Below are 22,909 nucleotides of genomic sequence, written 5' to 3'. Positions count from 1 at the left end.
TTACAGCTTCATCAGGCTGGCGTCGTCGACCGAGGCCGAGTGGCGGGTACGGAACAGCGAAACGATGATCGCCAGGCCGACCACGACCTCCGCGGCGGCGACGACCATCGTGAAGAAGGCGATGATCTGGCCGTCGAGGTTGCCGTGCATCCGGGAGAACGCGACGAAGGCGAGGTTGCAGGCGTTGAGCATCAGCTCGACGCACATGAACAGCACGATCGCGTTCTTGCGGATCAGCACCCCGGTGGCGCCGATCGTGAACAGCAGGGCCGCCAGGTACAGGTAGTTGACCGGATTCACTTCGAGGCCTCCTCACGGCCGAGGCGCTCCGCGGAGCGCTGCTCCAGCGCCTTGAGGTCGTCGAGGGCCTCGCCGGACACGTCGCGGATCTGGCCGCGGGAGCGCAGCGTCCGGCTGACGGTCAGGTCGGACGGGGTGCCGTCCGGCAGCAGGCCGGGGACGTCCACCGCGTTGTGCCGGGCGTAGACGCCGGGCGCGGGCAGCGGTGGGAGCTGCACGCCCTCGCGCACGCGGCGCTCGGCCAGCTCGCGCTGGGTCGCGGCCCGTTCGGTGCGCTCGCGGTGGGTGAGCACCATCGCGCCGACGGCCGCGGTGATCAGCAGCGCGCCGGTGATCTCGAAGGCGAAGACGTACTTGGTGAAGATCAGCTGCGCCAGGCCCTCGACGTGGCCGGCGGAGTTGATCCGGCCGAGCCCGTTGAAGTGGCCCAGCCCGGCGTGGCCGATGCCGGCGAACAGCAGGATGCCGAAGCCGAGCCCGCACAGGAGGGCCAGCCAGCGCTGCCCCTTGATGGTCTCCTTCAGGGAGTCGGCGGCGGTGACGCCGACGAGCATGACCACGAAGAGGAAGAGCATCATGATCGCGCCGGTGTAGACGATGACCTGGACGACGCCCAGGAAGTACGCCCCGTTGGCGAGGTAGAAGACGGCCAGGATGATCATCGTCCCCGCGAGGCTGAGGGCGCTGTGCACTGCCTTCTTCATCAGGATCGTGGCCAGGGCGCCGATGACGGCGACCGTGCCGAGGATCCAGAACTGCACGGCCTCACCGCCGGAGGTGGCGGTGGCGGCGATGGCGCTCATGCCCCCACCTCCGCGGCGTTCCCGTCGGCGGCGCCGGCCGGCTCCTCACCCTTGGAGACCGCCACCTGCCGGACGGTGCCCGGGGCCGCGCCCGTCACCAGTCCGCGGTAGTAGTCCTGCTCGTCGGTGCCGGGGAAGATCGAGTGCGGGGCCTCGACCATGCCCTCGGTCAGCCCGGCGAGCAGCTGGTCCTTGGTGTAGATGAGCGACTCGCGGCTGGAGTCGGCCAGTTCGAACTCGTTCGTCATGGTCAGCGCCCGGGTGGGGCACGCCTCGACGCACAGCCCGCACAGGATGCAGCGGGCGTAGTTAATCTGGTAGACCCGGCCGTACCGCTCGCCCGGGGAGTAGCGCTCCTCCTCGGTGTTGTCCGCGCCCTCCACGTAGATGGCGTCGGCGGGACAGGCCCAGGCGCACAGTTCGCACCCGATGCACTTCTCCAGACCGTCGGGGTGCCGGTTGAGCTGGTGGCGTCCGTGGAAGCGCGGGGCGGTCGTCTTCTGCTGCTCCGGGTACTGCTCGGTGAGGCGCTTCTTGAACATGGCCTTGAAGGTCACGCCGAAGCCGGCCACCGGGTTCTGCCACTTCTCGTCAGACATTCTCAGCACCCTCCTCTCGGTCGCTTTCGGTCTTCGCCCCGCCACTGACGATCAGCTCCCGCTCACTGCGGGGCCGCCTGCGCGGTACGGGTGCCAGGTGCTGGCCGGGCTTGGGCGGTACGGGGAACCCGCCCGCCAGCGGATCGAAGGGCGCGGTGTCCTTGCCGGCGTCCGCGGCCGCCGCCTTCTCGCGCTTGTCGCGGAAGACGTCCGCGACGAAGGAGAGCAGCAGGATCGCCACGACGGCGCCGCCGACGTAGAGCGCGATGTCCGCGATCTCGTACGCCTCGTTGCGCAGGGCCCGGACGGTGGCGACCATCATCAGCCAGACCACGGAGACCGGGATCAGGACCTTCCAGCCGAGCTTCATCAGCTGGTCGTAGCGCACGCGCGGCAGCGTTCCGCGCAGCCAGATGAAGAAGAAGAGGAGCAGCTGCACCTTGAGGACGAACCAGAGCAGCGGCCACCAGCCGTGGTTCGCGCCCTCCCAGAAGGAGCTGATCGGGTACGGGGCCCGCCAGCCGCCGAGGAACAGCGTGACCGAGACCGCCGAGACGGTGACCATGTTGACGTATTCGGCGAGCATGAACAGCGCGAACTTGATGGACGAGTATTCGGTGTTGAAGCCGCCGACCAGGTCGCCCTCGGACTCGGGCATGTCGAAGGGGGCGCGGTTCGTCTCGCCGACCATCGTGACGACGTAGATGATGAAGGACACCGGCAGCAGCACGATGAACCAGCGGTCCTGCTGGGCCTCGACGATCGCCGAGGTCGACATCGACCCGGAGTAGAGGAAGACCGAGGCGAAGGCGGCACCCATCGCGATCTCGTAGGAGATCATCTGCGCGCAGGAGCGCAGGCCGCCGAGGAGCGGGTACGTGGAGCCGGAGGACCAGCCGGCGAGGACGATGCCGTAGATGCCGACCGAGGCCACCGCGAGGATGTAGAGCATCGCGATGGGCAGGTCGGTCAGTTGCATCGAGGTGCGCTGGCCGAAGATGGAGACCTCGTTGCCGGCCGGGCCGAAGGGGATCACCGCGATGGCCATGAAGGCCGGGATCGCCGCGATGATCGGGGCCAGGACGTACACCACCTTGTCGGCCCGCTTGACGATGATGTCTTCCTTGAGCATCAGCTTCACGCCGTCGGCGAGCGACTGGAGCATGCCCCAGGGCCCGTGCCGGTTGGGACCGATGCGCAGCTGCATCCAGGCGACGACCTTGCGCTCCCATACGATGGAGAAGAGCACCGTCACCATCAGGAAGGCGAAGCAGAACACCGCCTTGATGACGACGAGCCACCAGACGTCCCGTCCGAAGAGGGACAGGTCCTCGGCAGCGAGTTGAACGGTGTTCACGCGCCCACCTCCGCAGTGGTGTCGCCTGCGCCGACCGGGGTCGCCGGGCCGATGCGTACGAGGGTGCCCGGGCGGGCTCCGGCGTCGGCGAGGACGCCGGAGCCGGTGGAGTTCAGGGGGAGCCAGACGACACGGTCCGGCATCTCGGTGATCCGGAGCGGGAGTTCCACGGTGCCTGCGGGGCCGGTGACCGCGAGGACGTCGCCGTCCTTGACGCCGGTCTCGGCGGCCGTGGCGGCCGACAGCCGCGCGCTGGCCTCGTGCCGGGTGCCGGCCAGGGCCTCGTCGCCCTCCTGGAGCCGGCCCAGGTCGAGGAGGAGCCGGTGGCCCGCGAGGACCGCCTCGCCGGCGCCCGGGCGGGGCAGCGGCACGGGGTCGGTGGACTGCTCGGCGGCGAGGCCGCCCTCCCAGGGGCCGAGCCGCTCCAGCTCCCGGCGTACGGCGTGCACGTCGGGCAGTGCGATCGGCCGATCGGCGGCGTCGGCCAGCATGTGCAGCACGCGGGCGTCGGCCGGGGCGAGCCGGCGGGTCATCTGGTCGGGCTTGAGCGCGGCCTCGAACGGCCGGACCCGGCCCTCCCAGTTGATGAACGCGCCCGCCTTCTCGGCGACCGCGGCCACCGGCAGGACCACGTCCGCGTGGTCGGTGACCTCGCTGGGCCGCAGCTCCAGGGAGACCACGAAGGCCTCCTCCAGGGCGGTCCGCGCGCGGGCCGGGTCGGGCAGGTCGGTGACCTCGACGCCCGCGACCAGCAGCGCGGACAGTTCCCGGGTGGCCGCCGCTTCGACGATCTGGCCGGTGTCGCGGCCGTAGCGGTGCGGGAGTTCGTCCAGACCCCAGGCGGCGGCGACCTCGTCGCGGGCCCGCGGGTCGGTGGCCGGACGGCCGCCCGGCAGCAGGGACGGCAGCGCGCCGGCCTCGACGGCCGCCCGCTCCCCGGCCCGGCGCGGGATCCACACCAGTTTCGCGCCGGTGGCGGCGGCCGCCCGTACGGCGGCGGTCAGCGCGCCGGGCACGCCGGCGAGGCGCTCCCCGACGACGATGACGGCGCCCGGCCGGCGCAGGGCCTCGGCGGCTTCGGCGCCGCCCGCCTCCAGGCCGGTCCGCGAGGACAGTGCGTCGAGCCAGTCGGGCTCGGTGCCGGGAGCGGCCGCCAGCAGGGTGCCGCCGGCCTTCTGAAGTCCGCGGGTGGCGAAGGGGGCGAGGGCGAAGGTGCGCTGCTTGGACCTGCGGTGGGCCTTGCGCAGCCGCAGGAAGACCCCGGGGGCCTCCTCCTCGGCCTCGATGCCGGCGAGCAGCACCGTGGGCGCCGCCTCCAGCGAGGTGTAGGTGACGCCGTCGCCGTCGAGGTCCTTGCCGGTGCCGGCGACGGTGGCGGCCAGGAAGTCGGCCTCCTCCGCGCTGTGCACGCGGGCCCGGAAGTCGATGTCGTTGGTGTCGAGCACGACCCGGGCGAACTTGGCGTACGCGTAGGCGTCCTCGACGGTGAGCCGCCCGCCGGTGAGCACCCCGGCCCGGCCGCGCGCTGCGGCGAGCCCGTTCGCCGCGGCCTCCAGGGCCTCGGGCCAGCTCGCCGGTTCCAGGACCCCGGCGGCGCTGCGCACCAACGGCGTGGTCAGCCGGTCCGGGCGCTGCGCGTAGCGGAACGCGAAGCGGCCCTTGTCGCAGACCCACTCCTCGTTGACCTCGGGGTCCTCCGCGGCGAGGCGCCGCAGTACCTTGCCGCGCCGGTGGTCGGTACGGGTCGCGCAGCCGCCCGCGCAGTGCTCGCACACGCTCGGGGAGGAGACGAGGTCGAAGGGGCGGGAGCGGAACCGGTACGCGGCGGAGGTGAGGGCGCCGACCGGGCAGATCTGGATGGTGTTGCCCGAGAAGTACGACTCGAACGGGTCGTCCTCGCCGGTGCCGACCTGCTGGAGCGCGCCGCGTTCCAGGAGTTCGATCATCGGGTCGCCCGCGATCTCGTTGGAGAAGCGGGTGCAGCGGGCGCACAGCACGCACCGCTCCCGGTCCAGCAGGACCTGGGTGGAGATCGGGACGGGCTTCTCGTAGGTCCGCTTCCTGCCCTCGAAGCGGGACTCGGCGTTGCCGTGCGACATCGCCTGGTTCTGCAGCGGGCACTCGCCGCCCTTGTCGCAGACCGGGCAGTCCAGCGGGTGGTTGATGAGCAGCAGCTCCATCACGCCGCGCTGGGCCTTGTCGGCGACCTCGGAGGTCAGCTGGGTCTTGACGACCATGCCGTCGGTGCAGGTGATGGTGCAGGAGGCCATCGGCTTGCGCTGGCCCTCGACCTCGACGATGCACTGGCGGCAGGCGCCGGCCGGGGGCAGCAGGGGATGGTCGCAGAACCGGGGGATCTCGATGCCGAGCTGTTCGGCGGCGCGGATGACGAGGGTGCCCTTGGGCACCGAGAGCTCGACCCCGTCGATCGTCAGCGAGACCAGGTCCTCCGGCGGGAGGGCGGCTTCTCCCCCGGAGGCGGCCGTAGTGGTGACGGTCATGCGTTCACCTCCGTGTCGGCCCAGAGGGTCGACTTCCTGGGGTCGAAGGGGCAGCCCTTGCCCGTGATGTGCTGCTCGTACTCCTCGCGGAAGTACTTGAGCGAGGAGAAGATCGGGCTGGCCGCGCCGTCCCCGAGGGCGCAGAAGGACTTGCCGTTGATGTTGTCGGCGATGTCGTTCAGCTTGTCGAGGTCGGACATGACGCCGTTGCCGGCCTCGATGTCGCGGAGCAGCTGGACCAGCCAGTAGGTGCCTTCGCGGCAGGGCGTGCACTTGCCGCAGGACTCGTGCGCGTAGAACTCGGTCCACCGGGTGACGGCCCGCACCACGCAGGTGGTCTCGTCGAAGCACTGGAGGGCCTTGGTCCCGAGCATCGAGCCGGCGGCACCGACACCCTCGTAGTCCAGGGGTACGTCGAGGTGCTCGTCGGTGAACATCGGGGTGGAGGAACCGCCCGGGGTCCAGAACTTCAGCCGGTGCCCGGGCCGCATGCCGCCGCTCATGTCGAGGAGCTGGCGCAGGGTGATGCCGAGCGGGGCCTCGTACTGGCCGGGGCCGGCGACGTGCCCGGAGAGCGAGTAGAGCGTGAAGCCGGGGGACTTCTCGGTCCCCATCGCCTTGAACCAGTCCTTGCCCTTGTTCAGGATCGCGGGAACCGAGGCGATGGACTCGACGTTGTTGACGACAGTGGGGCACGCGTAGAGCCCCTCGACGGCAGGGAAGGGGGGACGCAGCCGGGGCTGGCCGCGACGGCCTTCGAGGGAGTCGAGCAGCGCCGTCTCCTCACCGCAGATGTACGCGCCCGCGCCCGCGTGCACCGTGATGTCGAGGTCGAGGCCGCTGCCCAGGATGTCCTTGCCGAGGTATCCGGCCTCGTACGCCTCGCGCACCGCCTCGTGCAGGCGCCGAAGGACCGGTACGACCTCGCCGCGCAGGTAGATGAAAGCGTGCTGCGAGCGGATCGCGTAGCAGGCGATGATCATTCCCTCGATGAGGGAGTGCGGGTTGGCGAAGAGGAGGGGGATGTCCTTGCAGGTTCCCGGTTCCGACTCGTCCGCGTTCACGACGAGGTAGTGCGGCTTTCCGTCGCCCTGCGGGATGAACTGCCACTTCATTCCGGTGGGGAAGCCCGCGCCGCCGCGTCCGCGCAGACCCGAGTCCTTCACGTAGGCGATGAGGTCGTCAGGGGTCATGGCGAGCGCCTTGCGCAGGCCTTCGTAGCCCTCGTGGCGCCGGTAGGTCTCCAGCGTCCACGATTCGGGCTCGTCCCAGAAGGCCGACAGGACGGGGGCCAGCAGCTTCTCCGGGCTGGTGCCGTTCTTACTGAGCTCGGTGGACACGCTCATCACTCCCCTCCCTCGGTACGGGTCTCGCCGCGCGGGTGCACGATCGGGGTGTGCGGGGATTCGCCTCGGGCGATGCGCAGTCCGATCAGGGATGCGGGGCCGGCGCCGCCGGTGGCCTCGACCGCGCCCGCCCGCTCGTCGGGGAAGCCCGCCAGGATCCGGGCGGTCTCCTTGTACGTGCACAGCGGCGCGCCCCTGGTCGGCGAGACCTCACGCCCGGCCAGCAGGTCGTCGACCATGGCCTTGGCCGACTCGGGGGTCTGGTTGTCGAAGAACTCCCAGTTGACCATCACCACGGGGGCGTAGTCGCAGGCCGCGTTGCACTCGATGTGTTCGAGGGTGACCTTGCCGTCGGGGGTGGTCTCGTTGTTGCCGACCCCGAGGTGCTCCTTGAGCTCCTCGAAGATGGCGTCGCCGCCCATGACCGCGCACAGGGTGTTGGTGCAGACGCCGACCTGGTAGTCGCCCGACGGCTTGCGCCGGTACATCGTGTAGAAGGTGGCGACGGCGGTGACCTCGGCCGTGGTCAGGCCGAGCACCTCCGCGCAGAAGCGGATGCCCGTCTTGGAGACGTAGCCCTCCTGCGACTGGCACAGGTGCAGCAGCGGCAGCAGCGCGGAGCGGCTGTCGGGGTAGCGGGCGACGACTTCCTTCGCGTCCGCTTCGAGGCGTGTCCGTACCTCCGCCGGGAAGTCGGGGGCGGGCAGCTGGGGCATCCCCAGCGAGACCCCTCGGTTCGTAGGACTGGCGGTCATCGGTCGACGCCTCCCATCACGGGGTCGATGGAGGCGACGGCGACGATGACGTCGGCGACCTGGCCGCCCTCGCACATCGCGGCCATGGCCTGCAGGTTGGTGAAGGACGGATCGCGGAAGTGGACCCGGTAGGGACGGGTTCCGCCGTCGGAGACGACGTGGACGCCGAGCTCGCCCTTGGGTGACTCGACGGCGGCGTAGGCCTGCCCTGCGGGCACCCGGAAGCCCTCGGTCACCAGCTTGAAGTGGTGGATGAGGGCCTCCATGGAGGTGCCCATGATGTTCCTGATGTGGTCGAGCGAGTTGCCGAGGCCGTCGGGGCCCATGGCCAGCTGCGCCGGCCAGGCGATCTTCTTGTCGGCGACCATCACCGGGCCGGGCTCCAGCCGCTCCAGGCACTGCTCGACGATCCGCAGCGACTGGCGCATCTCCTCCAGGCGGATCAGGAACCGCCCGTAGGAGTCGCAGGTCTCGGTGGTCGGCACGTCGAACTCGTAGTCCTCGTAGCCGCAGTACGGGTCCGACTTGCGCAGGTCGTGGGGCAGGCCGGCGGAGCGCAGGATCGGGCCGGTGGCGCCGAGCGCCATGCAGCCGGAGAGGTCGAGGTAGCCGACGTCCTGCATGCGGGCCTTGAAGATGGGATTGCCGGTGGCGAGCTTGTCGTACTCCGGCAGGTTCTTCTTCATGGTCCTGACGAACTCGCGCAGCTGGTCGACGGCGCCCGGGGGCAGGTCCTGCGCGAGGCCGCCGGGGCGGATGAACGCGTGGTTCATGCGCAGCCCGGTGATCAGCTCGTAGATGTCGAGGATCAGCTCGCGGTCGCGGAAGCCGTAGATCATGATCGTGGTCGCGCCCAGCTCCATGCCGCCGGTGGCGATGCACACCAGGTGGGAGGAGAGCCGGTTGAGCTCCATCAGCAGGACGCGGATGACGGTGGCGCGGTCCGGGATCTGGTCGGTGATGCCGAGCAGCTTCTCGACGCCGAGGCAGTACGCCGTCTCGTTGAAGAACGGCGTCAGGTAGTCCATGCGCGTGACGAAGGTGGTGCCCTGCGTCCAGTTGCGGAATTCGAGGTTCTTCTCGATTCCGGTGTGGAGGTAGCCGATGCCGCAGCGGGCCTCGGTGACGGTCTCGCCGTCGATCTCCAGGATCAGCCGCAGCACACCGTGGGTGGAGGGGTGCTGCGGACCCATGTTGACGACGATCCGCTCGTCGTCGGCCTTGGCCGCCGACTGGACGATCTCGTCCCAGTCGCCGCCGGTGACGGTGTAGACGGTGCCCTCGGTCGTCTCGCGAGCGGAGGTGTGGTTGGACGTGGACATCAGCTGTACGACCTCCGCTGGTCGGGAGCCGGGATCTGGGCGCCCTTGTACTCGACGGGGATGCCGCCGAGCGGGTAGTCCTTGCGCTGGGGGAAGCCCTGCCAGTCGTCCGGCATCATGATCCGGGTGAGGGCCGGGTGCCCGTCGAAGACCAGGCCGAAGAAGTCGTACGCCTCGCGCTCGTGCCAGTCGTTGGTCGGGTAGACGGAGACGAGCGAGGGGACGTGCGGGTCGCCGTCCGGGACGGACACCTCCAGCCGCAGGATTCGGCCGTGGGTGAGCGAGCGCAGGTGGTAGACGGCGTGCAGCTCGCGGCCCTTGTCCTCGGGGAAGTGGACTCCGCAGACCCCGGTGCAGAGCTCGAACCGCAGGGCCGGGTCGTCGCGCAGGGTGCGCGCGACGCGCACGAGGTGCTCCCGGGCGATGTGGAAGGTGAGCTCGCCCCGGTCGACCACCGTCTTCTCGATGACGTTCTCCGGGAGCAGGTCCTGCTCCTCCAGGGCGCCCTCGAGCTCGTCGGCCACCTCGTCGAAGTAGGAGCCGTACGGGCGGGAGGTAGCGCCGGGCAGGGCCACGGTGCGGACGAGGCCGCCGTAGCCGCTGGTGTCGCCGCCGCTCACGGCGCCGAACATGCCCTTGCGGACGCCGATGACCTCGGGGCCCTGGGCGCGCGGCGCGGGAAGGCCGCTGCCGTCCGCGCCGGTCGCGCCGGTGTCGTTGCCGTGGTCCGGCTCTTGGGTCTCGCTCACCGGAGCAGCCCCTTCATCTCAATGGTGGGGAGGGCCTTGAGGGCCGCCGCCTCCGCCTCGCGGGCCGCTTCCTCCCGGTTCACACCGAGCTTTCCGCCCTGGATCTTCTGGTGGAGCTTGAGGATCGCGTCCATCAGCATCTCGGGGCGGGGCGGGCAGCCGGGGAGGTAGATGTCCACCGGGACGATGTGGTCGACGCCCTGGACGATCGCGTAGTTGTTGAACATTCCGCCCGAGGATGCACAGACCCCCATGGAGATGACCCATTTGGGAGCGGGCATCTGGTCGTACACCTGGCGCAGCACCGGCGCCATCTTCTGGCTGACCCGGCCGGCCACGATCATCAGATCGGCCTGGCGCGGGGAGCCGCGGAAGACCTCCATGCCGAAGCGGGCCAGGTCGTAGCGGCCGGCTCCGGTCGTCATCATCTCGATGGCGCAGCAGGCGAGGCCGAAGGTCGCCGGGAAGACGGACGACTTGCGCACCCACCCCGCAGCCTGTTCGACGGTGGTGAGCAGAAAGCCGCTCGGCAGCTTCTCTTCCAGTCCCATGGGAAATTCAGCCCCTCAGTCCCATTCCAGGCCGCCGCGGCGCCATACGTAGGCGTAGGCGACGAAGACGGTGAGCACGAAGAGCAGCATCTCGACGAGCCCGAAGATCCCCAGGGAGTCGAAGGTGACGGCCCAGGGGTAGAGGAAGACAACCTCGATGTCGAAGACGATGAAGAGCATCGCCGTCAGGTAGTACTTGATGGGGAAGCGACCGCCGCCGGCCGGCATCGGCGTCGGTTCGATGCCGCACTCGTAGGCGTCGAGCTTCGCCCGGTTGTACCTTTTTGGACCGATCAGCGTGGCCATGACCACGGAGAAGATCGCAAACCCTGCGCCGAGGGCGCCGAGCACGAGGATGGGCGCGTACGCATTCACGCTCCTCGCTCCTTCCAGTCGTCCTTGACCGTTGGACCGCCGCCGGCGCCGCGTGCCCCGCCTCGCGAAGATCGTGCACATGTGAGGCAGTTCACAAGCCGGACTGGTGCGCATCTTATGCCTGCTCGTCTGTGATCTGCGACACGGGTAACAACACCGAGTTTGTGATCTCCACCACCTAACGAACGATCATGAAGGCCGATGAGTGGTGATCTTCATACGCGAAGCATCCGCATGATCACCAAAGGTGACATTCGAGCCCGTTCTCGCAGGTGGAAGGCGCACCGCCCTATCAAATGGTGTCCGCTGCAGGCAAATTGGCCGTACGGGGGCACTTGATGATATGGCGATCCGCGTCGCCCGGTCGGGGGAGCCTGCGTGTACGGAGGTGGACGCGGGGCATACGAGGGTGCGGCGGCCGCCGAGTGCGTGCATCCGTTCACGAACCCCCACCCGGCGGCGGAGGCCCTGCTTCACAGGAAGGTCACGGGCCGGCCACAGCGTCCGCATGGCGTGATCCTCCTGTGACCTGCGCCACTCTGAATCAGGGGTTCCGAAAGCGGGCTTGGCCATCTGTGCAGAGGGATGGTAGTCCGAGGATCAATTCGGACTTATTACTGAAACCCCATGATCACAGCCCTGCGAGGACGTGTCCGTTTCGCCCGTTACGGCGTCAATAAGAAGCCGGACGCGCCCGGTTCGCGCCGTTCGCGCGCAACTGTGGCGCACCCCACGTTTCTTGAAGGGACCCCTGACGCCCTGATAGCGGTTGTTCTCATGTCCCACACCGCTCACATACCCAGCCACCGGAAGCCCCGCCGCAGCGCCTCGAAGCTCGCGGTCCGCGCCGGAGTTGCCGGTGGCGTCCTCAGCACCCTGGCCATGGCCGGCACCGCGAGCGCGTCCCCGTCCGAGCCCGTGGCCGAGACGACGCTCGAAATGCCGGTCCTGAACCTGGACCTGGCCGCCGAGGTCTCCTCCGCGGTCACCACGGCCGCCGAGAACACCCGTCTGGCCGCCGTGGAAGGCGAACTGACCGCCCAGGAGGAGAGCGCCCGCACCGGCGCCGCCGCCGAGGCGAAGCAGGCCAAGGAAGCGGCCCAGAAGGCCGCCGAGAAGAAGGCGAAGGAGGAGGCGGACCGCAAGGCCGAGGCCGAGCGCGCCACCCGCGACTCCGACCGCACCTCCCTGAAGAGCACCTCCGCCTCCGCGAAGGCCCCGCAGGGCACCGGCACCGTGTCGGCCCCGGCGACCGGGTCCGCCGCCGCCATCGTCAACTTCGCCCGCGCGCAGGTCGGCAAGGCCTACGTCATGGGTGGCACCGGCCCGTCCTCCTTCGACTGCTCCGGCCTCGTCCAGGCCGCCTACCGCCAGGCCGGCATCTCCCTGCCGCGCATGTCCCAGGCGCAGTCCTCGGCCGGTACGTCCGTCTCCCTCAACGCCCTTCAGCCGGGCGACATCCTCTACTGGGGCTCCAAGGGCAGCGCGTACCACGTCGCCATCTACGTCGGCGGCGGCAAGTTCGTCGGCGCGCAGAACCCCAGCACGGGCATCGTCGAGCGCAGCCTGAGCTACGACAAGCCGACGGGCGCCGTCCGCGTCCTCTGAGCCCGCCCCTGAGCACCGCTCAGGTCCCGGCAGCAGAAACGGCCGAGGGCCGGTACTCCCCCGCTCGGGGGTGGAGTACCGGCCCTGGAGTCGTTTCCCGGAGCTTCGTCGCATTCCGGGCACAGGATGCCGTGCGGCCGCCTCGGGCGGCCGCGTCGAACCGGCCGCGGGGCCTGACAGGATGGCGGCGCAGGCCCTGAGCGTCAGACACTGGAGGTGGTGGTCCCGTGGGCACACAGGGCACACAGCCGTACGAGCCCCACGAGCCCCACGAGGCCGGCGACCCCACCGCGGTCCGGGCCGCCCTCGGCCTCGGGCTCCTCGCCGTCGGGGGCTGGCTGCTGAACACCGCCCGCCCCTGGCAGAAGCCCGGGCACGTCCTCGTCCTCGCGACCGGATGGACCGTGTCGTGCGCACTGCTGGTGTGCGGCCTGGTCCTCCTGGCCCGGTGCGTGCGCACCGTGCACGGATCCCCCGACCCCGCGGGTCGGGGGATCCGTGACCGCCGTCCTTCGTGAGCCCGGGCCGCTGTCAGGCCTTCGGGGCCACCTTCGAGAGTCCGTTGATGACGCGGTCCATCGCGTCGCCGCCCGCCGGGTCGGTCAGGTTGGCCAGCATCTTCAGGGTGAACTTCATCAGCAGCGGGTGGGTCAGGCCGCGCTGCGTGGCGACCTTCATGACCTTCGGGTTGCCGATCAGCTTCACGAAGGCGCGGCCCAGCGTGTAGTAGCCGCCGTAGGTCTCCTTGAGCACCCTCGGGTAGTTGTGCAGCGCCAGCTCGCGCTGCGCCGGCGTGGACCGGGCCTGCGCCTGCACGATGACGTCGGCCGCGATCTGGCCCGACTCCATCGCGTAGGCGATGCCCTCGCCGTTGAACGGGTTGACGAGGCCGCCCGCGTCACCGACCAGCAGCAGGCCCTTGGTGTAGTGAGGCTGCCGGTTGAAGGCCATCGGCAGGGCCGCGCCGCGGATCGGCTGCGTCATGTTCTCGGGGGTGTAGCCCCAGTCCTCCGGCATCGAGGCGCACCAGGCCTTGAGGACCTCGCGCCAGTCCAGCTCCTTGAAGGCGGAGGAGGAGTTGAGGATGCCCAGGCCGACGTTGGACGTGCCGTCGCCCATGCCGAAGATCCAGCCGTAGCCGGGCAGCAGCCGGTCCTGCGGACCGCGCCGGTCCCACAGCTCCAGCCAGGACTCCAGGTAGTCGTCGTCGTGCCGCGGCGAGGTGAAGTACGTGCGCACCGCGACGCCCATCGGGCGGTCCTCGCGCCGGTGCAGGCCCATGGCCAAAGACAGCCGGGAGGAGTTGCCGTCGGCGGCGACGACCAGCGGGGCGTGGAAGGTGACCGGGGTCTTCTCCTCACCCAGCTTCGCCTGCACGCCGGTGATGCGGCCGGTGCGGGCGTCGCGCACGGGCTCGCCCACGTTGCAGCGCTCGTACAGCCGGGCGCCGGCCTTCTGGGCCTGGCGGGCCAGGATCTCGTCGAAGTCGTCGCGCTTGCGGACGAGTCCGTACTCCGGGTAGGAGGCGAGTTCCGGCCAGTCCAGCTGGAGCCGCTGGCCGCCGCCGATGATCCGCAGGCCCTTGTTGCGGAGCCAGCCGGCCTCCTCGGAGATGTCGATGCCCATCGCCACCAGCTGCTTGGTGGCGCGCGGGGTCAGTCCGTCGCCGCAGACCTTCTCGCGCGGGAACGCCGTCTTCTCCAGCAGCAGGACGTCCAATCCGGCCTTGGCGAGGTAGTAGGCGGTGGTCGAGCCGGCGGGCCCGGCCCCGACGACGATCACGTCCGCGGAGTGTTCGGAGAGGAGCTCGGTCACTGCGGGGTCTCCCGAAGGCTCGATAAAGGGTGCCAGGCGGCACCGGACATGTGCAGTCTATGCAGCGAGAGAGATCGCGATCCGAAGGGCTGCCCCGATGACGACTTCGCCGACCCGGCCCCCGCTCCCGGCGGTAGGGCTGCGCGTGCCCACCGATGAGGACGCCCACAGCTGGCACCGCGTCTTCAACGACGCCGATGTGATGGAGTTCCTCGGCGGTCCCGCCGAGCTGTCGGAGTACGAGGAGTTCACCGCGCGCCAGCGCATGCACGACGCGCAGCTCGGCCTCTGTCTGTGGACGCTGCTGGACGGCGACGGCGAGGTGATCGGCTTCACCGGAGCGCAGCCCTGGCCGGCGGACAAGGCCTGGGGGCCGGTCGGGGAGATCGAGATCGGCTGGCGGCTCGGGCGGGCGGCCTGGGGCCGCGGCTACGCGTACGCCGCGGCGCTGGCCACCCTGGAGCGGGTCCGCGAGGCCGGGATCGAGCGGGTGGTGGCGATGATCCACGCCCGCAACGCCCGCTCCGTGGCGGTGGCGGAGCGGCTGGGCATGGCCCTGGCCGAGGAGTTCACCACGCCGGGCGGGAACCCGGCCCGCCGCTACGCCCTGGACCTGCGGGACCTGCCGCTGCCCCGGTGAACGTCCCGGCGGCGGATCGGGGCCGTCAGAAGACGGACAGGCCCGTCAGCGTCGTGAAGCGGTCCAGCGCGGCGACGCCCGCGACCGAGTTGCCCCGGGCGTCCAGCCCGGGGCTCCACACGGCGAGGGTGCAGTGCCCGGGGACGACGGCGACGATCCCGCCGCCCACCCCGCTCTTGCCGGGCAGCCCGACGCGGTAGGCGAACTCGCCCGCCGCGTCGTACGTCCCACAGGTCATCATCACCGCGTTGACCTGTTTGGCCTCGCTGCGCGTGAGCAGCCGCGAGCCGTCGGCGCGCAGCCCGTGCCGGGCCAGGAACCGCCCGGCGCGGGCCAGGTCCGCACAGCTCATCTCGATGGAGCACTGCCAGAAGTAGTGCTCCAGCAGCGCGGGCACGGGGTTGTCGATGTTGCCGTACGAGGCCATGAAGTGCGCGAGGGCCGCGTTGCGGTCCCCGTGCCCCTGTTCGGAGGCGGCGACCTCGGCGTCGAAGCCTATGTCCGGGTTCTGGCTCTCCTGCCGCAGGAACTCCAGCACCTCGCTGCTCGCGTCGCCGGTCAGCGTCTGGAGCCGGTCGGTGACCACGAGGGCGCCCGCGTTGATGAACGGATTGCGCGGAATGCCGTTTTCGTACTCCAACTGCACGAGCGAGTTGAACGGATTGCCCGAGGGCTCCCGGCCGACCCGCTCCCACAGGCTGTCGCCGCCCTCGGCCAGGGCCAGGGCGAGCGCGAAGACCTTGGTGATCGACTGGGCGGAGAAGGGCACCTGCCAGTCCCCCACCCCGAAGACGTTTCCGTCGAGATCTGCGACGGCCATCCCGAACTGCCGCGGGTCCACCGCGGCGAGCGCCGGGATGTACTCGGCGGGTGTCCCGCTGCCCAGCAGCGGCGCGACGTCGGCGGCGATCCGCTCCAGCAGCGGCTTGTAGTCCGGGGACCCGGCGTCGGGCATGGCGTCTGGCACGGCGTCAGGCCTTGGTGCCCCGGTGCAGCGCGACGATGCCGCCGCTGAGGTTGCGCCAGGCGACCTTGGACCAGCCGGCCTTCTGCAGCAGGCCGGCCAGCGCCGGCTGGTCGGGCCATTCCCGGATGGACTCGGCGAGGTACACGTACGCGTCGGGGTTGGACGACACGGCGCGGGCGACGGGCGGCAGCGCGCGCATCAGGTACTCGGTGTAGACCGTCCGCAACGGCGCCCAGGTGGGCTGCGAGAACTCGCAGATCACGACCTGCCCGCCGGGCTTGGTCACCCGGTACAGCTCGCGCAGCGCCGCGTCGGTGTCCTGGACGTTGCGCAGGCCGAAGGAGATCGTCACCGTGTCGAAGACGCCGTCCTTGAACGGCAGCCTCGTCGCGTCGCCGGCGGTCAGCGGAAGCCAGGAGTTCCGCTTCTTGCCCTCCATGAGCATGCCCAGGGAGAAGTCGCACGGGACGACGTACGCGCCGGTCGCCGCGAAGGGCAGCGAGGAGGTCGCCGTACCGGCGGCCAGGTCGAGGACCTTCTGCCCGGGGCGCGCGTCGACCGCCTTGGCGACCTCCTTGCGCCACACCCGGTCCTGGCCGAGGGAGAGGACGTCGTTGGTCAGGTCGTAGTTCGCCGCGACCCTGTCGAACATGGAGGCGACTTCGTGCGGCTGCTTGTCCAGGGAGGCCCTTGTCACTGGCGTTCGCCCCTCGTGTTGCGATGCGGATCGGCGGGTAGGGCCCCATCCTCTCAGGCCGCGCGGGCCCGGACGGCGCGGGCTGCGCCGTACCGCGCCGTGGCGGCTCCGTACCCGACCGTAGAACTGTTCCGAAGGACAGTTACGCTGCTACGCCGCATACGCGTTGACTGCCAGCGTGCGGCCCGGTGAGGGTCACCCACCGGATCAGGACCACAACCGTGGGCGGGTCCGGCAGTGGCCGCCGCGAACAGGAAGCTTCACGATGCCGGCAGGCCATTCCACCGGTCGCTCCCGCCGTGACGGCCCGCGCGCCAGGCGCCGGGCCGAGCGGCGCAGACGGCTGCGGCGCACGATCCTCCTCGGCTCGGCGGCGCTGGTCGCCGTATCGGCGACCGCCTACGCGGTGCTGCCCGAGGACGAGACCACCACGGCCGCCAAGGGCCGCACCGCAGCACAGGCCGACGCACCGGACGGGGAAGGCACCGACGCCGCGGGGAACCCGCTCCCGCAGGGCGGAGCGAAGTCCCCCGAGGCCGCTCCGTCCCCCGCCGCACCCTCGCAGCAGCCCGCCTCGCCCTCACCGTCCACCGGCGCCCCCGTGACCCCCGGCAAGCCGGGCACCTTCACCGGATCGTCCGCTTCCGGCAGCGCGCAGGGCAAGGGGACGACGCGGCGCTGGCGGCTGGAGGTGGAGGAGGGCAGCGGGATCGACCCGGAGGCCGCCGCCCGTTCCGTCGAAGCGATCCTCGGGGACCCGCGCGGCTGGACCAGGGACCCGCGCTACGGCTTCCAACTCGTGGGAGCGGGCCAGCCGGTGGACTTCACGGTCAAGATCGCGACGCCGAAAACCACCGACCTCCTGTGCGACGTGGTCACCCCCGAGCTCATCGGCGAGACCAACTGCCGGGTCGGCCATGTCGTGGTGGTCAACCTCAAGCGCTGGAAGGAGGGTTCGCCCCAGTTCAGCGGCTCCGTGGAGGAGTACCGCGCCCTGATCGTCAACCATGAGGTCGGGCACGAGATCGGCCGCGGCCACGAGGGCTGCCCCGGCCCCGGAAAGCCCGCCCCGGCGATGATGCAGCAGATCAAGGGCCTTGAGGGATGCAAGTCGAACGCCTGGCCCTTCGACGCGAATGGAACCTATCTGTCCGGTCCGCCCGTCCTCTAGGGAAAGGCCGGCCCTCCGCAAGGGGCCGACCGGGGGGCATCGAGGAGTGGGAACCGTGCGCGTCGTCAGCTTCAGCGTCCCTGCGTGGTTCCCCTCGTACGAGGAGCCGGACGGGCCGCCGGCGCAGCACGCGCAGCACTGGCAAGCACTGCTGACCGAGCAGGAGTCCGCGGTGTTCCTGTGCCTGGCCACCGGCGCCTCCAACCGGGAACTCGCGGAGGAACTCCAACTGTCCGTCAGCACGGTCAAGTTCCACGTCGTGAACATACGGGCCAAGCTCGGCGGGATCAGCCGCCTCCAGGCCTGCCTGCTGGCCGCCCTCGCCCGGGAGGGCAGCCGGCCCGCCGACGGCGGGCCCGGCGAGGGCGCACACGGCGAAAACGGGCCCCTCGAGAACGACGGCGGGCTCAGCGCCGCCGGTGGAGCAGCCGTCCCCCGATGACCGTGGCCACGCACGCGGTCGCGCCCCGCCTCAGCAGCTCGGCCTCGTCCGCCACCGCGAACACCGCGAAGCGCGCCGCCGCGCCCGGCTCCAACACCCCGTGGAAGGCCTCCGCCGCCGACTCCCGGCCCGCGAAGGGATCCAGGTCGGGCCGCCCCTCGTAGGGCGCCGGCGGCAGGATCGTCAGCCCCGAGCGGGACACCGCCGTACGCACCGCCGCGACCGTGAAGCGGCCGCACACCGCTACCACCCCGCGGGCCAGCAGCCGCTGCGTGCCGCGCCGGGCGCTGTTGCCCCACCGCGACTCGGTCAGCTTCAGGGCGTCCAGCGCCTCCCCGCCGGTGATCGGGTCCGCGCCGAGTTCCGTGACCTCGTACGGGTCGTCCGGGTAGTACGTCCGCTCCAGCAGCTCGTCCGCCCCGCGCACCAGCAGCCCCGGGGTGAGCACCCCGGGCCAGCGGCGGACCCGGGCGTGCGAATGGGCCGCACCGAGGTCCGTGTACGTGCCCACGCGGGCGATCCGGTCCCCCTCGACGAGGACCGCACCGCCCGCCAGCGGCGCGGACCCCGGTCCGGTCACCAGCAGTTCGGCGGCGTGCAGCGTCAGCATCGTGATCGTGTCGGACGCGTCAGTTCGCGGAGATGAGCTTCAGCTCGGGGTGCGCGGTGCCGCCCTCGATCGCGGTGGAGGAGATGTGCGAGACGACGCGGTCGTCGGCCGGGTCGTTCGCCGGGTCGTCGTGGACCAGGAGGTGCTCGTACGTCGTCGCGCGCTGCGCCGGGGTACGGCCCGCCTTGCGGATCAGGTCGATGATCTCCTGGCGGTTGGAGCGGTGCTTGGCGCCGGCCGAGGAGACGACGTTCTCCTCCAGCATGATCGAGCCGAGGTCGTCCGCGCCGTAGTGCAGCGAGAGCTGGCCCGCCTCCTTGCCGACGGTCAGCCAGGAGCCCTGGATGTGGGCGATGTTGTCGAGGAACAGGCGCGCGATCGCGATCATGCGCAGGTACTCGAAGATCGTCGCCTGGGTCCGGCCCTTGAGGTGGTTGTTCTCGGGCTGGTAGGTGTACGGGATGAAGGCGCGGAAGCCTCCCGTGCGGTCCTGCGTGTCCCGGATCATCGCGATGTGCTCGATGCGCTCGGCGTTGGTCTCGCCGGTGCCCATCAGCATGGTGGAGGTGGACTCCACCCCCAGCTTGTGGGCGATCTCCATGATCTCCAGCCAGCGCTCGCCGGACTCCTTGAGCGGGGCGATCGCCTTGCGCGGCCGGGCCGGCAGCAGCTCGGCGCCGGCGCCCGCGAAGGAGTCGAGGCCGGCCGCGTGGATGCGCTTGATGGCCTCCTCCGCCGAGACCCCCGAGATGCGGGCCATGTGCTCGACCTCGGACGCGCCGAGGGAGTGGATGACCAGCTGGGGGAAGTCCTTCTTGATGGCGGAGAAGTGGTGCTCGTAGTACTCGACGCCGTAGTCGGGGTGGTGCCCGCCCTGGAACATGATCTGCGTGCCGCCGAGCTCGACGGTCTCCGCGCAGCGGCGCAGGATGTCGTCGAGGTCGCGGGACCAGCCCTTCTTCGTGTCCTTGGGGGCCGCGTAGAAGGCGCAGAACTTGCACGCCGTGACGCACACGTTCGTGTAGTTGATGTTCCGCTCGATGATGTACGTCGCGATGTGCTCGGTGCCGGCGTAGCGGCGGCGGCGCACCGCGTCGGCCGCCTGCCCCAGCGCGTGCAGCGGCGCGTGGCGGTAGAGGTCGAGCGCCTCTTCCTTGGTGATCCGGCCCCCCGCGGCGGCGCGGTCGAGGACAGACTGGAGAACGGCCAGGTCGGTCACCGGGAGTCACCTTTCGGCGGTGTGTCTGTGTCAAGGTCCGGACCGAGCCAGCCTACGCCAGGGTCCCCGCGGCGGATTTCAGGGGCTGCGGGTGAGGTCTCCCTCGGGGTTCCCGGCCGGGGAGTCGCCCGACTTGTAGTGGAGCGTGCCGTTGGGGTTGAGGGTGAAGCGCTCGTCGGCGGAGCCGTTGGAGCACACGCCGGGGGCCGGGTTGGGTCCGCCCGAGGTGTCCAGGACCAGCGAGCGGTCGGTGGCCGAGGAGAGCTTCCAGTCTCCGCTGCAGTCGGTGCCCAGGACGGCCAGGACCGACTTGTCCCGGGCCACGACCTCGCCGACCTTGCCGCCCTTGATGGTGATCTCGAACTCCGACGACAGGCCGAGGCGGGCGGTGGTGACCGTGCCCTTCCACGTGCCGATGAGCTCCTTGGGGACGTCGGTACGGGTCCCGGGCGCGGGCGACGCGGAGCTCGCGCCCGGCGCCGGGGCCGAGGCGCCCGGGGCGGGCGAGGAGGCGGAGGGCCGCGCGCCGGCGTCGGCCAGGTCCCGCTGCCCGTCGCCGCCCTGCCCGGGCAGCAGGTCCATCCAGAACAGTCCGCCGGACAGCACGGCCAGGGCGGCCGCCGCGGCCAGGACGAGGGTGCAGCTGAACCGGCGCCCCGCGGCGCTGACGGTGACCTGCTTCCCGCCGGTCTCGGTACGCGGATGCGGCAGTGCGCCACCCGCCGGGCCCCCGCCTGGGGTCTCGGTGCGGCTGCCGTACGGGCCCGCGGCCGGGGCGGCGTACGGGAAGCCCGAGCCCTGGCTCCCGTACGAGGGGTCCGGCGCCCCGAAGCCGCCGCCGGCGGGGGTGTACGACCCCGCGGTGAAGGGGACCGGGCCCGACCCGGCCTCCGGTGCGGCCGCGGCCCCGGCCGGAGCCCGTCCGGCTCCCGCGGCGCCCCCGGGGGAATCGGCGTCGAGGTCGAGGAGGGCCACCGCGGCCCGGCTGGCCTCCTCGACCAGGGGTGCGGGGAGCCAGCCCGGGACGCCGAGCGACCCGGCCAGGGCGGCGGCGACCGCCTCGGGAGCGGGCCGGTCGGAGGCCGTCTTGGCGAGGCAGGCCTCGATCAGGTCGCGCAGGTCCCCGGCGGGGAGGGCGCCGAGCTCGGGCGGTTCGTGCACCACCTTGTAGAGGAGGGTGGCCGAGTTGTCCCCGGTGAAGGGCGGCCGGCCGGTCGCCGCGAAGGCCAGCACCGCGCCCAGCGAGAACACGTCGGCCGCCCCGGTGATCCCCTTGCCGAGGATCTGCTCGGGCGACATGTAGCCGGGCGAGCCGACGGAGACGCCGGTGGAGGTGAGCGAGGCCGTTCCGTCCGTGGCCCGCGCGATCCCGAAGTCGATCAGCCGGGGCCCGTCAAGGGTGAGCATCACGTTCGACGGTTTCACGTCCCGGTGGACGAGCCCGAGCCCGTGCACGGCCACCAGGGCGCGGGCCAGCCCCGCGCCGACGGCCCGCACCGCGAGCTCGGGGAGGGGGCCGTGCGAGGCGAGCGCGCGGTCCAGGGAGGGCCCCGCCACGTACCCGGTGGCCACCCACGGGACCGGGGCCTCCGGGTCCGCGTCCAGCACCGGCGCGGTCCACTCGCCGCCGACCCGCCGGGCCGCCTCCACCTCGCGGCGGAACCGGGCCCGGAACTCCTCGTCGGAGGCGAAGTGCGGGTGCACGATCTTGACGGCGACGGTCCGGCCGCCCGCGCTGCGGCCCAGGTAGACCCGGCCCATGCCACCCGCGCCGAGCCGGCCGAGCAACCGGTACGCGCCGATGGTCCGCGGCTCACCGGCTTCCAGCGGATGCATCGCGTCCCCCCAATTCCCCGTGATCCCGGGCGCCTTGTGGCACCCGGCCGAGCAGCAGCCTAGGGGGTGAGGGGCGGGGGGAGGGTGCGGCCGCCACCCTTTTGCATTTCCCCCTCCCCGCGGAGGAATGCGGAAAGGGCGGGAATTCCCGGGAAACCGGGCATTCACCTGCCGGACGCTTTGATCCACCCGTCGGTAAACCCGGTCAGCACTCCCGGACCGCCGCGCTCAGCAGCTCCACGGACACATCCGCGGGATACCCCGTCGTCGGTCCCGTTCGGCGGGCGAATTCCCGTACGCCGGCCAGCTGGTCGGGTCCGAAGCGGAAGTCGAGGGTCGTGAAGTAGCGCTCCAACAGCTCCGCGTCGAAGGCCTCCCAGCGGGCCGCCTGTTCGGCGACCTTGGTGACCTCTTCGAGGGAGAGGTCACGGGAGGCGAGGAAGGCCTCGTGGACCTTCTGCACGACGGCGGGCTCGCGGGCCAGGTACTCCTTGCGGGCGGCCCAGACGGCGAAGACGAACGGCAGCCCGGTCCACTCCTTCCACATGTGCCCCAGGTCGTGGACGGTCAGTCCGAGCCGGGGCGCGTCGTGGAGCGAGGCCCGCAGCGCGGCGTCGCCGATCAGTACGGCGGCGTCGGCCTCCTGCATCATCACTCCCAGGTCGGGAGGGCAGGTGTAGTAGTCGGGCCGTACGCCGTACTGCTCGGAGAGCAGTAGCTGGGCCAGACGTACGGACGTACGGGAGGTCGAGCCGAGGGCGACGCGGGCTCCGTCGAGCCGGTCCAGGGGGACCTGCGAGACGATCACGCAGGACATCACGGGGCCGTCGCAGCCGACCGCGAGATCGGGGAAGGCCACGAGCCGGTCGGCGTTGCGGAGGAATTCCACGAGGGTGATCGGGGCGATGTCCAGCTCCCCGTCGACGAGCCGCTGGCTGAGCTTCTCGGGGGTGTCCTTGGTCAGCTCCAGGTCCAGCAGCGTGCCGGTTCTGGCGAGCCCCCAGTAGAGGGGCAGGCAGTTCAGGAACTGAATGTGGCCGACGCGGGGCCGGCTGCGGTAGACGTCCACATCGCGAGACTAGTCCCACGGTCTGCGTCAGCCTTGAGGCGGGTCTCAAACGTCCGGGTGACGTGATCTTTCCCTCTGGTCTCGGCCGCATGGTGCGTGCTAGGCTCGACGCAAGTTGCAGTTTGGTTTCCCTTGCAGTACGAGGCCTGCGGAGAATGTGACCCGCAGGCTTTTGTA

23 protein-coding genes are annotated in these 22,909 nt (G+C 70.9%); 5 read left to right on the top strand and 18 right to left on the bottom strand.

All coding sequences use genetic code 11. The features are described from left to right. From nuoK to ACZ6JS_RS19930, 11 genes are read right to left on the bottom strand one after another with little or no spacing between them, the layout of a single operon-like run. The gene (nuoK, locus tag ACZ6JS_RS19980) at nucleotides 1-300 is read right to left on the bottom strand and encodes an NADH-quinone oxidoreductase subunit NuoK (RefSeq protein ID WP_030653455.1); all 300 of its coding nucleotides are present in this window, start codon (nucleotides 298-300) and stop codon (nucleotides 1-3) included. Then, a complete protein-coding gene (locus ACZ6JS_RS19975; protein WP_469299575.1) occupies nucleotides 297-1,103 on the bottom strand; it encodes an NADH-quinone oxidoreductase subunit J in 807 nt (268 codons plus the stop codon). The genes nuoK and ACZ6JS_RS19975 overlap by 4 nt, the downstream gene beginning before the upstream one ends. Then, entirely contained in the window at nucleotides 1,100-1,702 is a 603-nt protein-coding gene (gene nuoI, locus ACZ6JS_RS19970; RefSeq protein ID WP_469299573.1) for an NADH-quinone oxidoreductase subunit NuoI, read from the bottom strand. The genes ACZ6JS_RS19975 and nuoI overlap by 4 nt, the downstream gene beginning before the upstream one ends. Next, nucleotides 1,695-3,059 (bottom strand): NADH-quinone oxidoreductase subunit NuoH, encoded by a 1,365-nt coding sequence (gene nuoH, locus ACZ6JS_RS19965; protein WP_469299571.1) that lies wholly within the window; start codon nucleotides 3,057-3,059, stop codon nucleotides 1,695-1,697. The genes nuoI and nuoH overlap by 8 nt, the downstream gene beginning before the upstream one ends. Then, the gene (locus ACZ6JS_RS19960; protein ID WP_469299569.1) at nucleotides 3,056-5,560 is read right to left on the bottom strand and encodes an NADH-quinone oxidoreductase subunit G; all 2,505 of its coding nucleotides are present in this window, start codon (nucleotides 5,558-5,560) and stop codon (nucleotides 3,056-3,058) included. The genes nuoH and ACZ6JS_RS19960 overlap by 4 nt, the downstream gene beginning before the upstream one ends. After that, entirely contained in the window at nucleotides 5,557-6,906 is a 1,350-nt protein-coding gene (nuoF, locus tag ACZ6JS_RS19955) for an NADH-quinone oxidoreductase subunit NuoF (RefSeq protein WP_469299567.1), read from the bottom strand. Before nuoF ends, ACZ6JS_RS19960 begins: the two co-directional genes overlap by 4 nt. Continuing rightward, nucleotides 6,906-7,661: an NADH-quinone oxidoreductase subunit NuoE gene (gene nuoE / locus ACZ6JS_RS19950; RefSeq protein WP_469299566.1), complete on the bottom strand. Its 756-nt coding sequence runs from the start codon at nucleotides 7,659-7,661 to the stop codon at nucleotides 6,906-6,908. Before nuoE ends, nuoF begins: the two co-directional genes overlap by 1 nt. Next, entirely contained in the window at nucleotides 7,658-8,983 is a 1,326-nt protein-coding gene (locus ACZ6JS_RS19945; protein ID WP_469299564.1) for an NADH-quinone oxidoreductase subunit D, read from the bottom strand. Before ACZ6JS_RS19945 ends, nuoE begins: the two co-directional genes overlap by 4 nt. Then, on the bottom strand, nucleotides 8,983-9,732 hold the full coding sequence (locus ACZ6JS_RS19940) for an NADH-quinone oxidoreductase subunit C (protein WP_469299562.1): 750 nt from the start codon (nucleotides 9,730-9,732) through the stop codon (nucleotides 8,983-8,985). The genes ACZ6JS_RS19945 and ACZ6JS_RS19940 overlap by 1 nt, the downstream gene beginning before the upstream one ends. Beyond that, nucleotides 9,729-10,283 (bottom strand): NuoB/complex I 20 kDa subunit family protein, encoded by a 555-nt coding sequence (locus ACZ6JS_RS19935; protein WP_030028258.1) that lies wholly within the window; start codon nucleotides 10,281-10,283, stop codon nucleotides 9,729-9,731. Before ACZ6JS_RS19935 ends, ACZ6JS_RS19940 begins: the two co-directional genes overlap by 4 nt. Nucleotides 10,284-10,298: 15 nt before the next feature. Further along, nucleotides 10,299-10,658, bottom strand: a complete 360-nt coding sequence (locus ACZ6JS_RS19930; protein ID WP_030653431.1) for an NADH-quinone oxidoreductase subunit A — start codon at nucleotides 10,656-10,658, stop codon at nucleotides 10,299-10,301. Nucleotides 10,659-11,435: 777 nt separating this feature from the next. Between ACZ6JS_RS19930 and ACZ6JS_RS19925 the strand changes: the two genes are divergently transcribed. Then, the gene (locus tag ACZ6JS_RS19925) at nucleotides 11,436-12,266 is read left to right on the top strand and encodes a C40 family peptidase (protein ID WP_469299561.1); all 831 of its coding nucleotides are present in this window, start codon (nucleotides 11,436-11,438) and stop codon (nucleotides 12,264-12,266) included. Nucleotides 12,267-12,493: 227 nt separating this feature from the next. Next, nucleotides 12,494-12,784 (top strand): hypothetical protein, encoded by a 291-nt coding sequence (locus ACZ6JS_RS19920; RefSeq protein ID WP_469299560.1) that lies wholly within the window; start codon nucleotides 12,494-12,496, stop codon nucleotides 12,782-12,784. Nucleotides 12,785-12,797: 13 nt separating this feature from the next. Here ACZ6JS_RS19920 and ACZ6JS_RS19915 read toward each other — a convergent pair whose 3' ends face one another. Continuing rightward, the gene (locus ACZ6JS_RS19915; protein ID WP_469299558.1) at nucleotides 12,798-14,081 is read right to left on the bottom strand and encodes a geranylgeranyl reductase family protein; all 1,284 of its coding nucleotides are present in this window, start codon (nucleotides 14,079-14,081) and stop codon (nucleotides 12,798-12,800) included. A 97-nt stretch (nucleotides 14,082-14,178) separates the two neighbouring features. On the opposite strand from ACZ6JS_RS19915, the gene ACZ6JS_RS19910 reads away from it, so the two are divergent. Further along, a complete protein-coding gene (locus tag ACZ6JS_RS19910; protein ID WP_469299556.1) occupies nucleotides 14,179-14,721 on the top strand; it encodes a GNAT family N-acetyltransferase in 543 nt (180 codons plus the stop codon). A gap of 25 nt (nucleotides 14,722-14,746) precedes the next feature. Here the strand turns inward: ACZ6JS_RS19910 and ACZ6JS_RS19905 are convergent, their stop codons facing one another. Then, nucleotides 14,747-15,676 (bottom strand): glutaminase, encoded by a 930-nt coding sequence (locus ACZ6JS_RS19905; RefSeq protein WP_469299911.1) that lies wholly within the window; start codon nucleotides 15,674-15,676, stop codon nucleotides 14,747-14,749. A 16-nt stretch (nucleotides 15,677-15,692) separates the two neighbouring features. After that, nucleotides 15,693-16,385 (bottom strand): demethylmenaquinone methyltransferase, encoded by a 693-nt coding sequence (locus ACZ6JS_RS19900; protein WP_469299554.1) that lies wholly within the window; start codon nucleotides 16,383-16,385, stop codon nucleotides 15,693-15,695. A 265-nt stretch (nucleotides 16,386-16,650) separates the two neighbouring features. Here ACZ6JS_RS19900 and ACZ6JS_RS19895 point away from each other — a divergent pair, with 265 nt between their 5' ends. Both ACZ6JS_RS19895 and ACZ6JS_RS19890 read left to right on the top strand, forming a co-directional pair. Further along, nucleotides 16,651-17,556, top strand: coding sequence for a DUF3152 domain-containing protein (locus ACZ6JS_RS19895; protein WP_469299553.1), 906 nt, complete (start codon nucleotides 16,651-16,653; stop codon nucleotides 17,554-17,556). A gap of 55 nt (nucleotides 17,557-17,611) precedes the next feature. Then, nucleotides 17,612-17,998: a response regulator transcription factor gene (locus ACZ6JS_RS19890; protein ID WP_469299551.1), complete on the top strand. Its 387-nt coding sequence runs from the start codon at nucleotides 17,612-17,614 to the stop codon at nucleotides 17,996-17,998. Here ACZ6JS_RS19890 and ACZ6JS_RS19885 read toward each other — a convergent pair. The 4 genes from ACZ6JS_RS19885 to ACZ6JS_RS19870 form a co-directional block, all read right to left on the bottom strand. Then, complete coding sequence (locus tag ACZ6JS_RS19885) at nucleotides 17,964-18,608, bottom strand: imidazolonepropionase-like domain-containing protein (protein ID WP_469299549.1); 645 nt, start codon at nucleotides 18,606-18,608, stop codon at nucleotides 17,964-17,966. The genes ACZ6JS_RS19890 and ACZ6JS_RS19885 overlap by 35 nt on opposite strands. A gap of 19 nt (nucleotides 18,609-18,627) precedes the next feature. Then, complete coding sequence (mqnC, locus tag ACZ6JS_RS19880) at nucleotides 18,628-19,827, bottom strand: cyclic dehypoxanthinyl futalosine synthase (protein ID WP_469299548.1); 1,200 nt, start codon at nucleotides 19,825-19,827, stop codon at nucleotides 18,628-18,630. A gap of 78 nt (nucleotides 19,828-19,905) precedes the next feature. Continuing rightward, nucleotides 19,906-21,663 (bottom strand): serine/threonine-protein kinase, encoded by a 1,758-nt coding sequence (locus ACZ6JS_RS19875; RefSeq protein WP_469299547.1) that lies wholly within the window; start codon nucleotides 21,661-21,663, stop codon nucleotides 19,906-19,908. A 205-nt stretch (nucleotides 21,664-21,868) separates the two neighbouring features. After that, nucleotides 21,869-22,732, bottom strand: a complete 864-nt coding sequence (locus ACZ6JS_RS19870) for a menaquinone biosynthetic enzyme MqnA/MqnD family protein (protein WP_469299545.1) — start codon at nucleotides 22,730-22,732, stop codon at nucleotides 21,869-21,871. Nucleotides 22,733-22,909 lie beyond the last annotated feature (177 nt).

This window comes from Streptomyces sp. NPDC046349 (assembly GCF_055587885.1).
This window is presented reverse-complemented; position numbering and strand designations above follow the sequence as displayed.

Excerpts from the sequence above, each read along its gene's own strand:
- ACZ6JS_RS19975 (WP_469299575.1), bottom strand. The coding sequence starts at position 1,103 with ATGAGCGCCATCGCCGCCACCGCCACCTCCGGCGGTGAGGCCGTGCAG.
- nuoI (WP_469299573.1), bottom strand. The coding sequence starts at position 1,702 with ATGTCTGACGAGAAGTGGCAGAACCCGGTGGCCGGCTTCGGCGTGACC.
- ACZ6JS_RS19960 (WP_469299569.1), bottom strand. The coding sequence starts at position 5,560 with ATGACCGTCACCACTACGGCCGCCTCCGGGGGAGAAGCCGCCCTCCCG.
- nuoF (WP_469299567.1), bottom strand. The coding sequence starts at position 6,906 with ATGAGCGTGTCCACCGAGCTCAGTAAGAACGGCACCAGCCCGGAGAAG.
- nuoE (WP_469299566.1), bottom strand. The coding sequence starts at position 7,661 with ATGACCGCCAGTCCTACGAACCGAGGGGTCTCGCTGGGGATGCCCCAG.
- ACZ6JS_RS19945 (WP_469299564.1), bottom strand. The coding sequence starts at position 8,983 with ATGTCCACGTCCAACCACACCTCCGCTCGCGAGACGACCGAGGGCACC.
- ACZ6JS_RS19935 (WP_030028258.1), bottom strand. The coding sequence starts at position 10,283 with ATGGGACTGGAAGAGAAGCTGCCGAGCGGCTTTCTGCTCACCACCGTC.
- ACZ6JS_RS19925 (WP_469299561.1), top strand. The coding sequence starts at position 11,436 with ATGTCCCACACCGCTCACATACCCAGCCACCGGAAGCCCCGCCGCAGC.
- ACZ6JS_RS19910 (WP_469299556.1), top strand. The coding sequence starts at position 14,179 with ATGACGACTTCGCCGACCCGGCCCCCGCTCCCGGCGGTAGGGCTGCGC.
- ACZ6JS_RS19905 (WP_469299911.1), bottom strand. The coding sequence starts at position 15,676 with ATGCCCGACGCCGGGTCCCCGGACTACAAGCCGCTGCTGGAGCGGATC.
- ACZ6JS_RS19895 (WP_469299553.1), top strand. The coding sequence starts at position 16,651 with ATGCCGGCAGGCCATTCCACCGGTCGCTCCCGCCGTGACGGCCCGCGC.
- ACZ6JS_RS19885 (WP_469299549.1), bottom strand. The coding sequence starts at position 18,608 with ATGCTGACGCTGCACGCCGCCGAACTGCTGGTGACCGGACCGGGGTCC.
- ACZ6JS_RS19875 (WP_469299547.1), bottom strand. The coding sequence starts at position 21,663 with ATGCATCCGCTGGAAGCCGGTGAGCCGCGGACCATCGGCGCGTACCGG.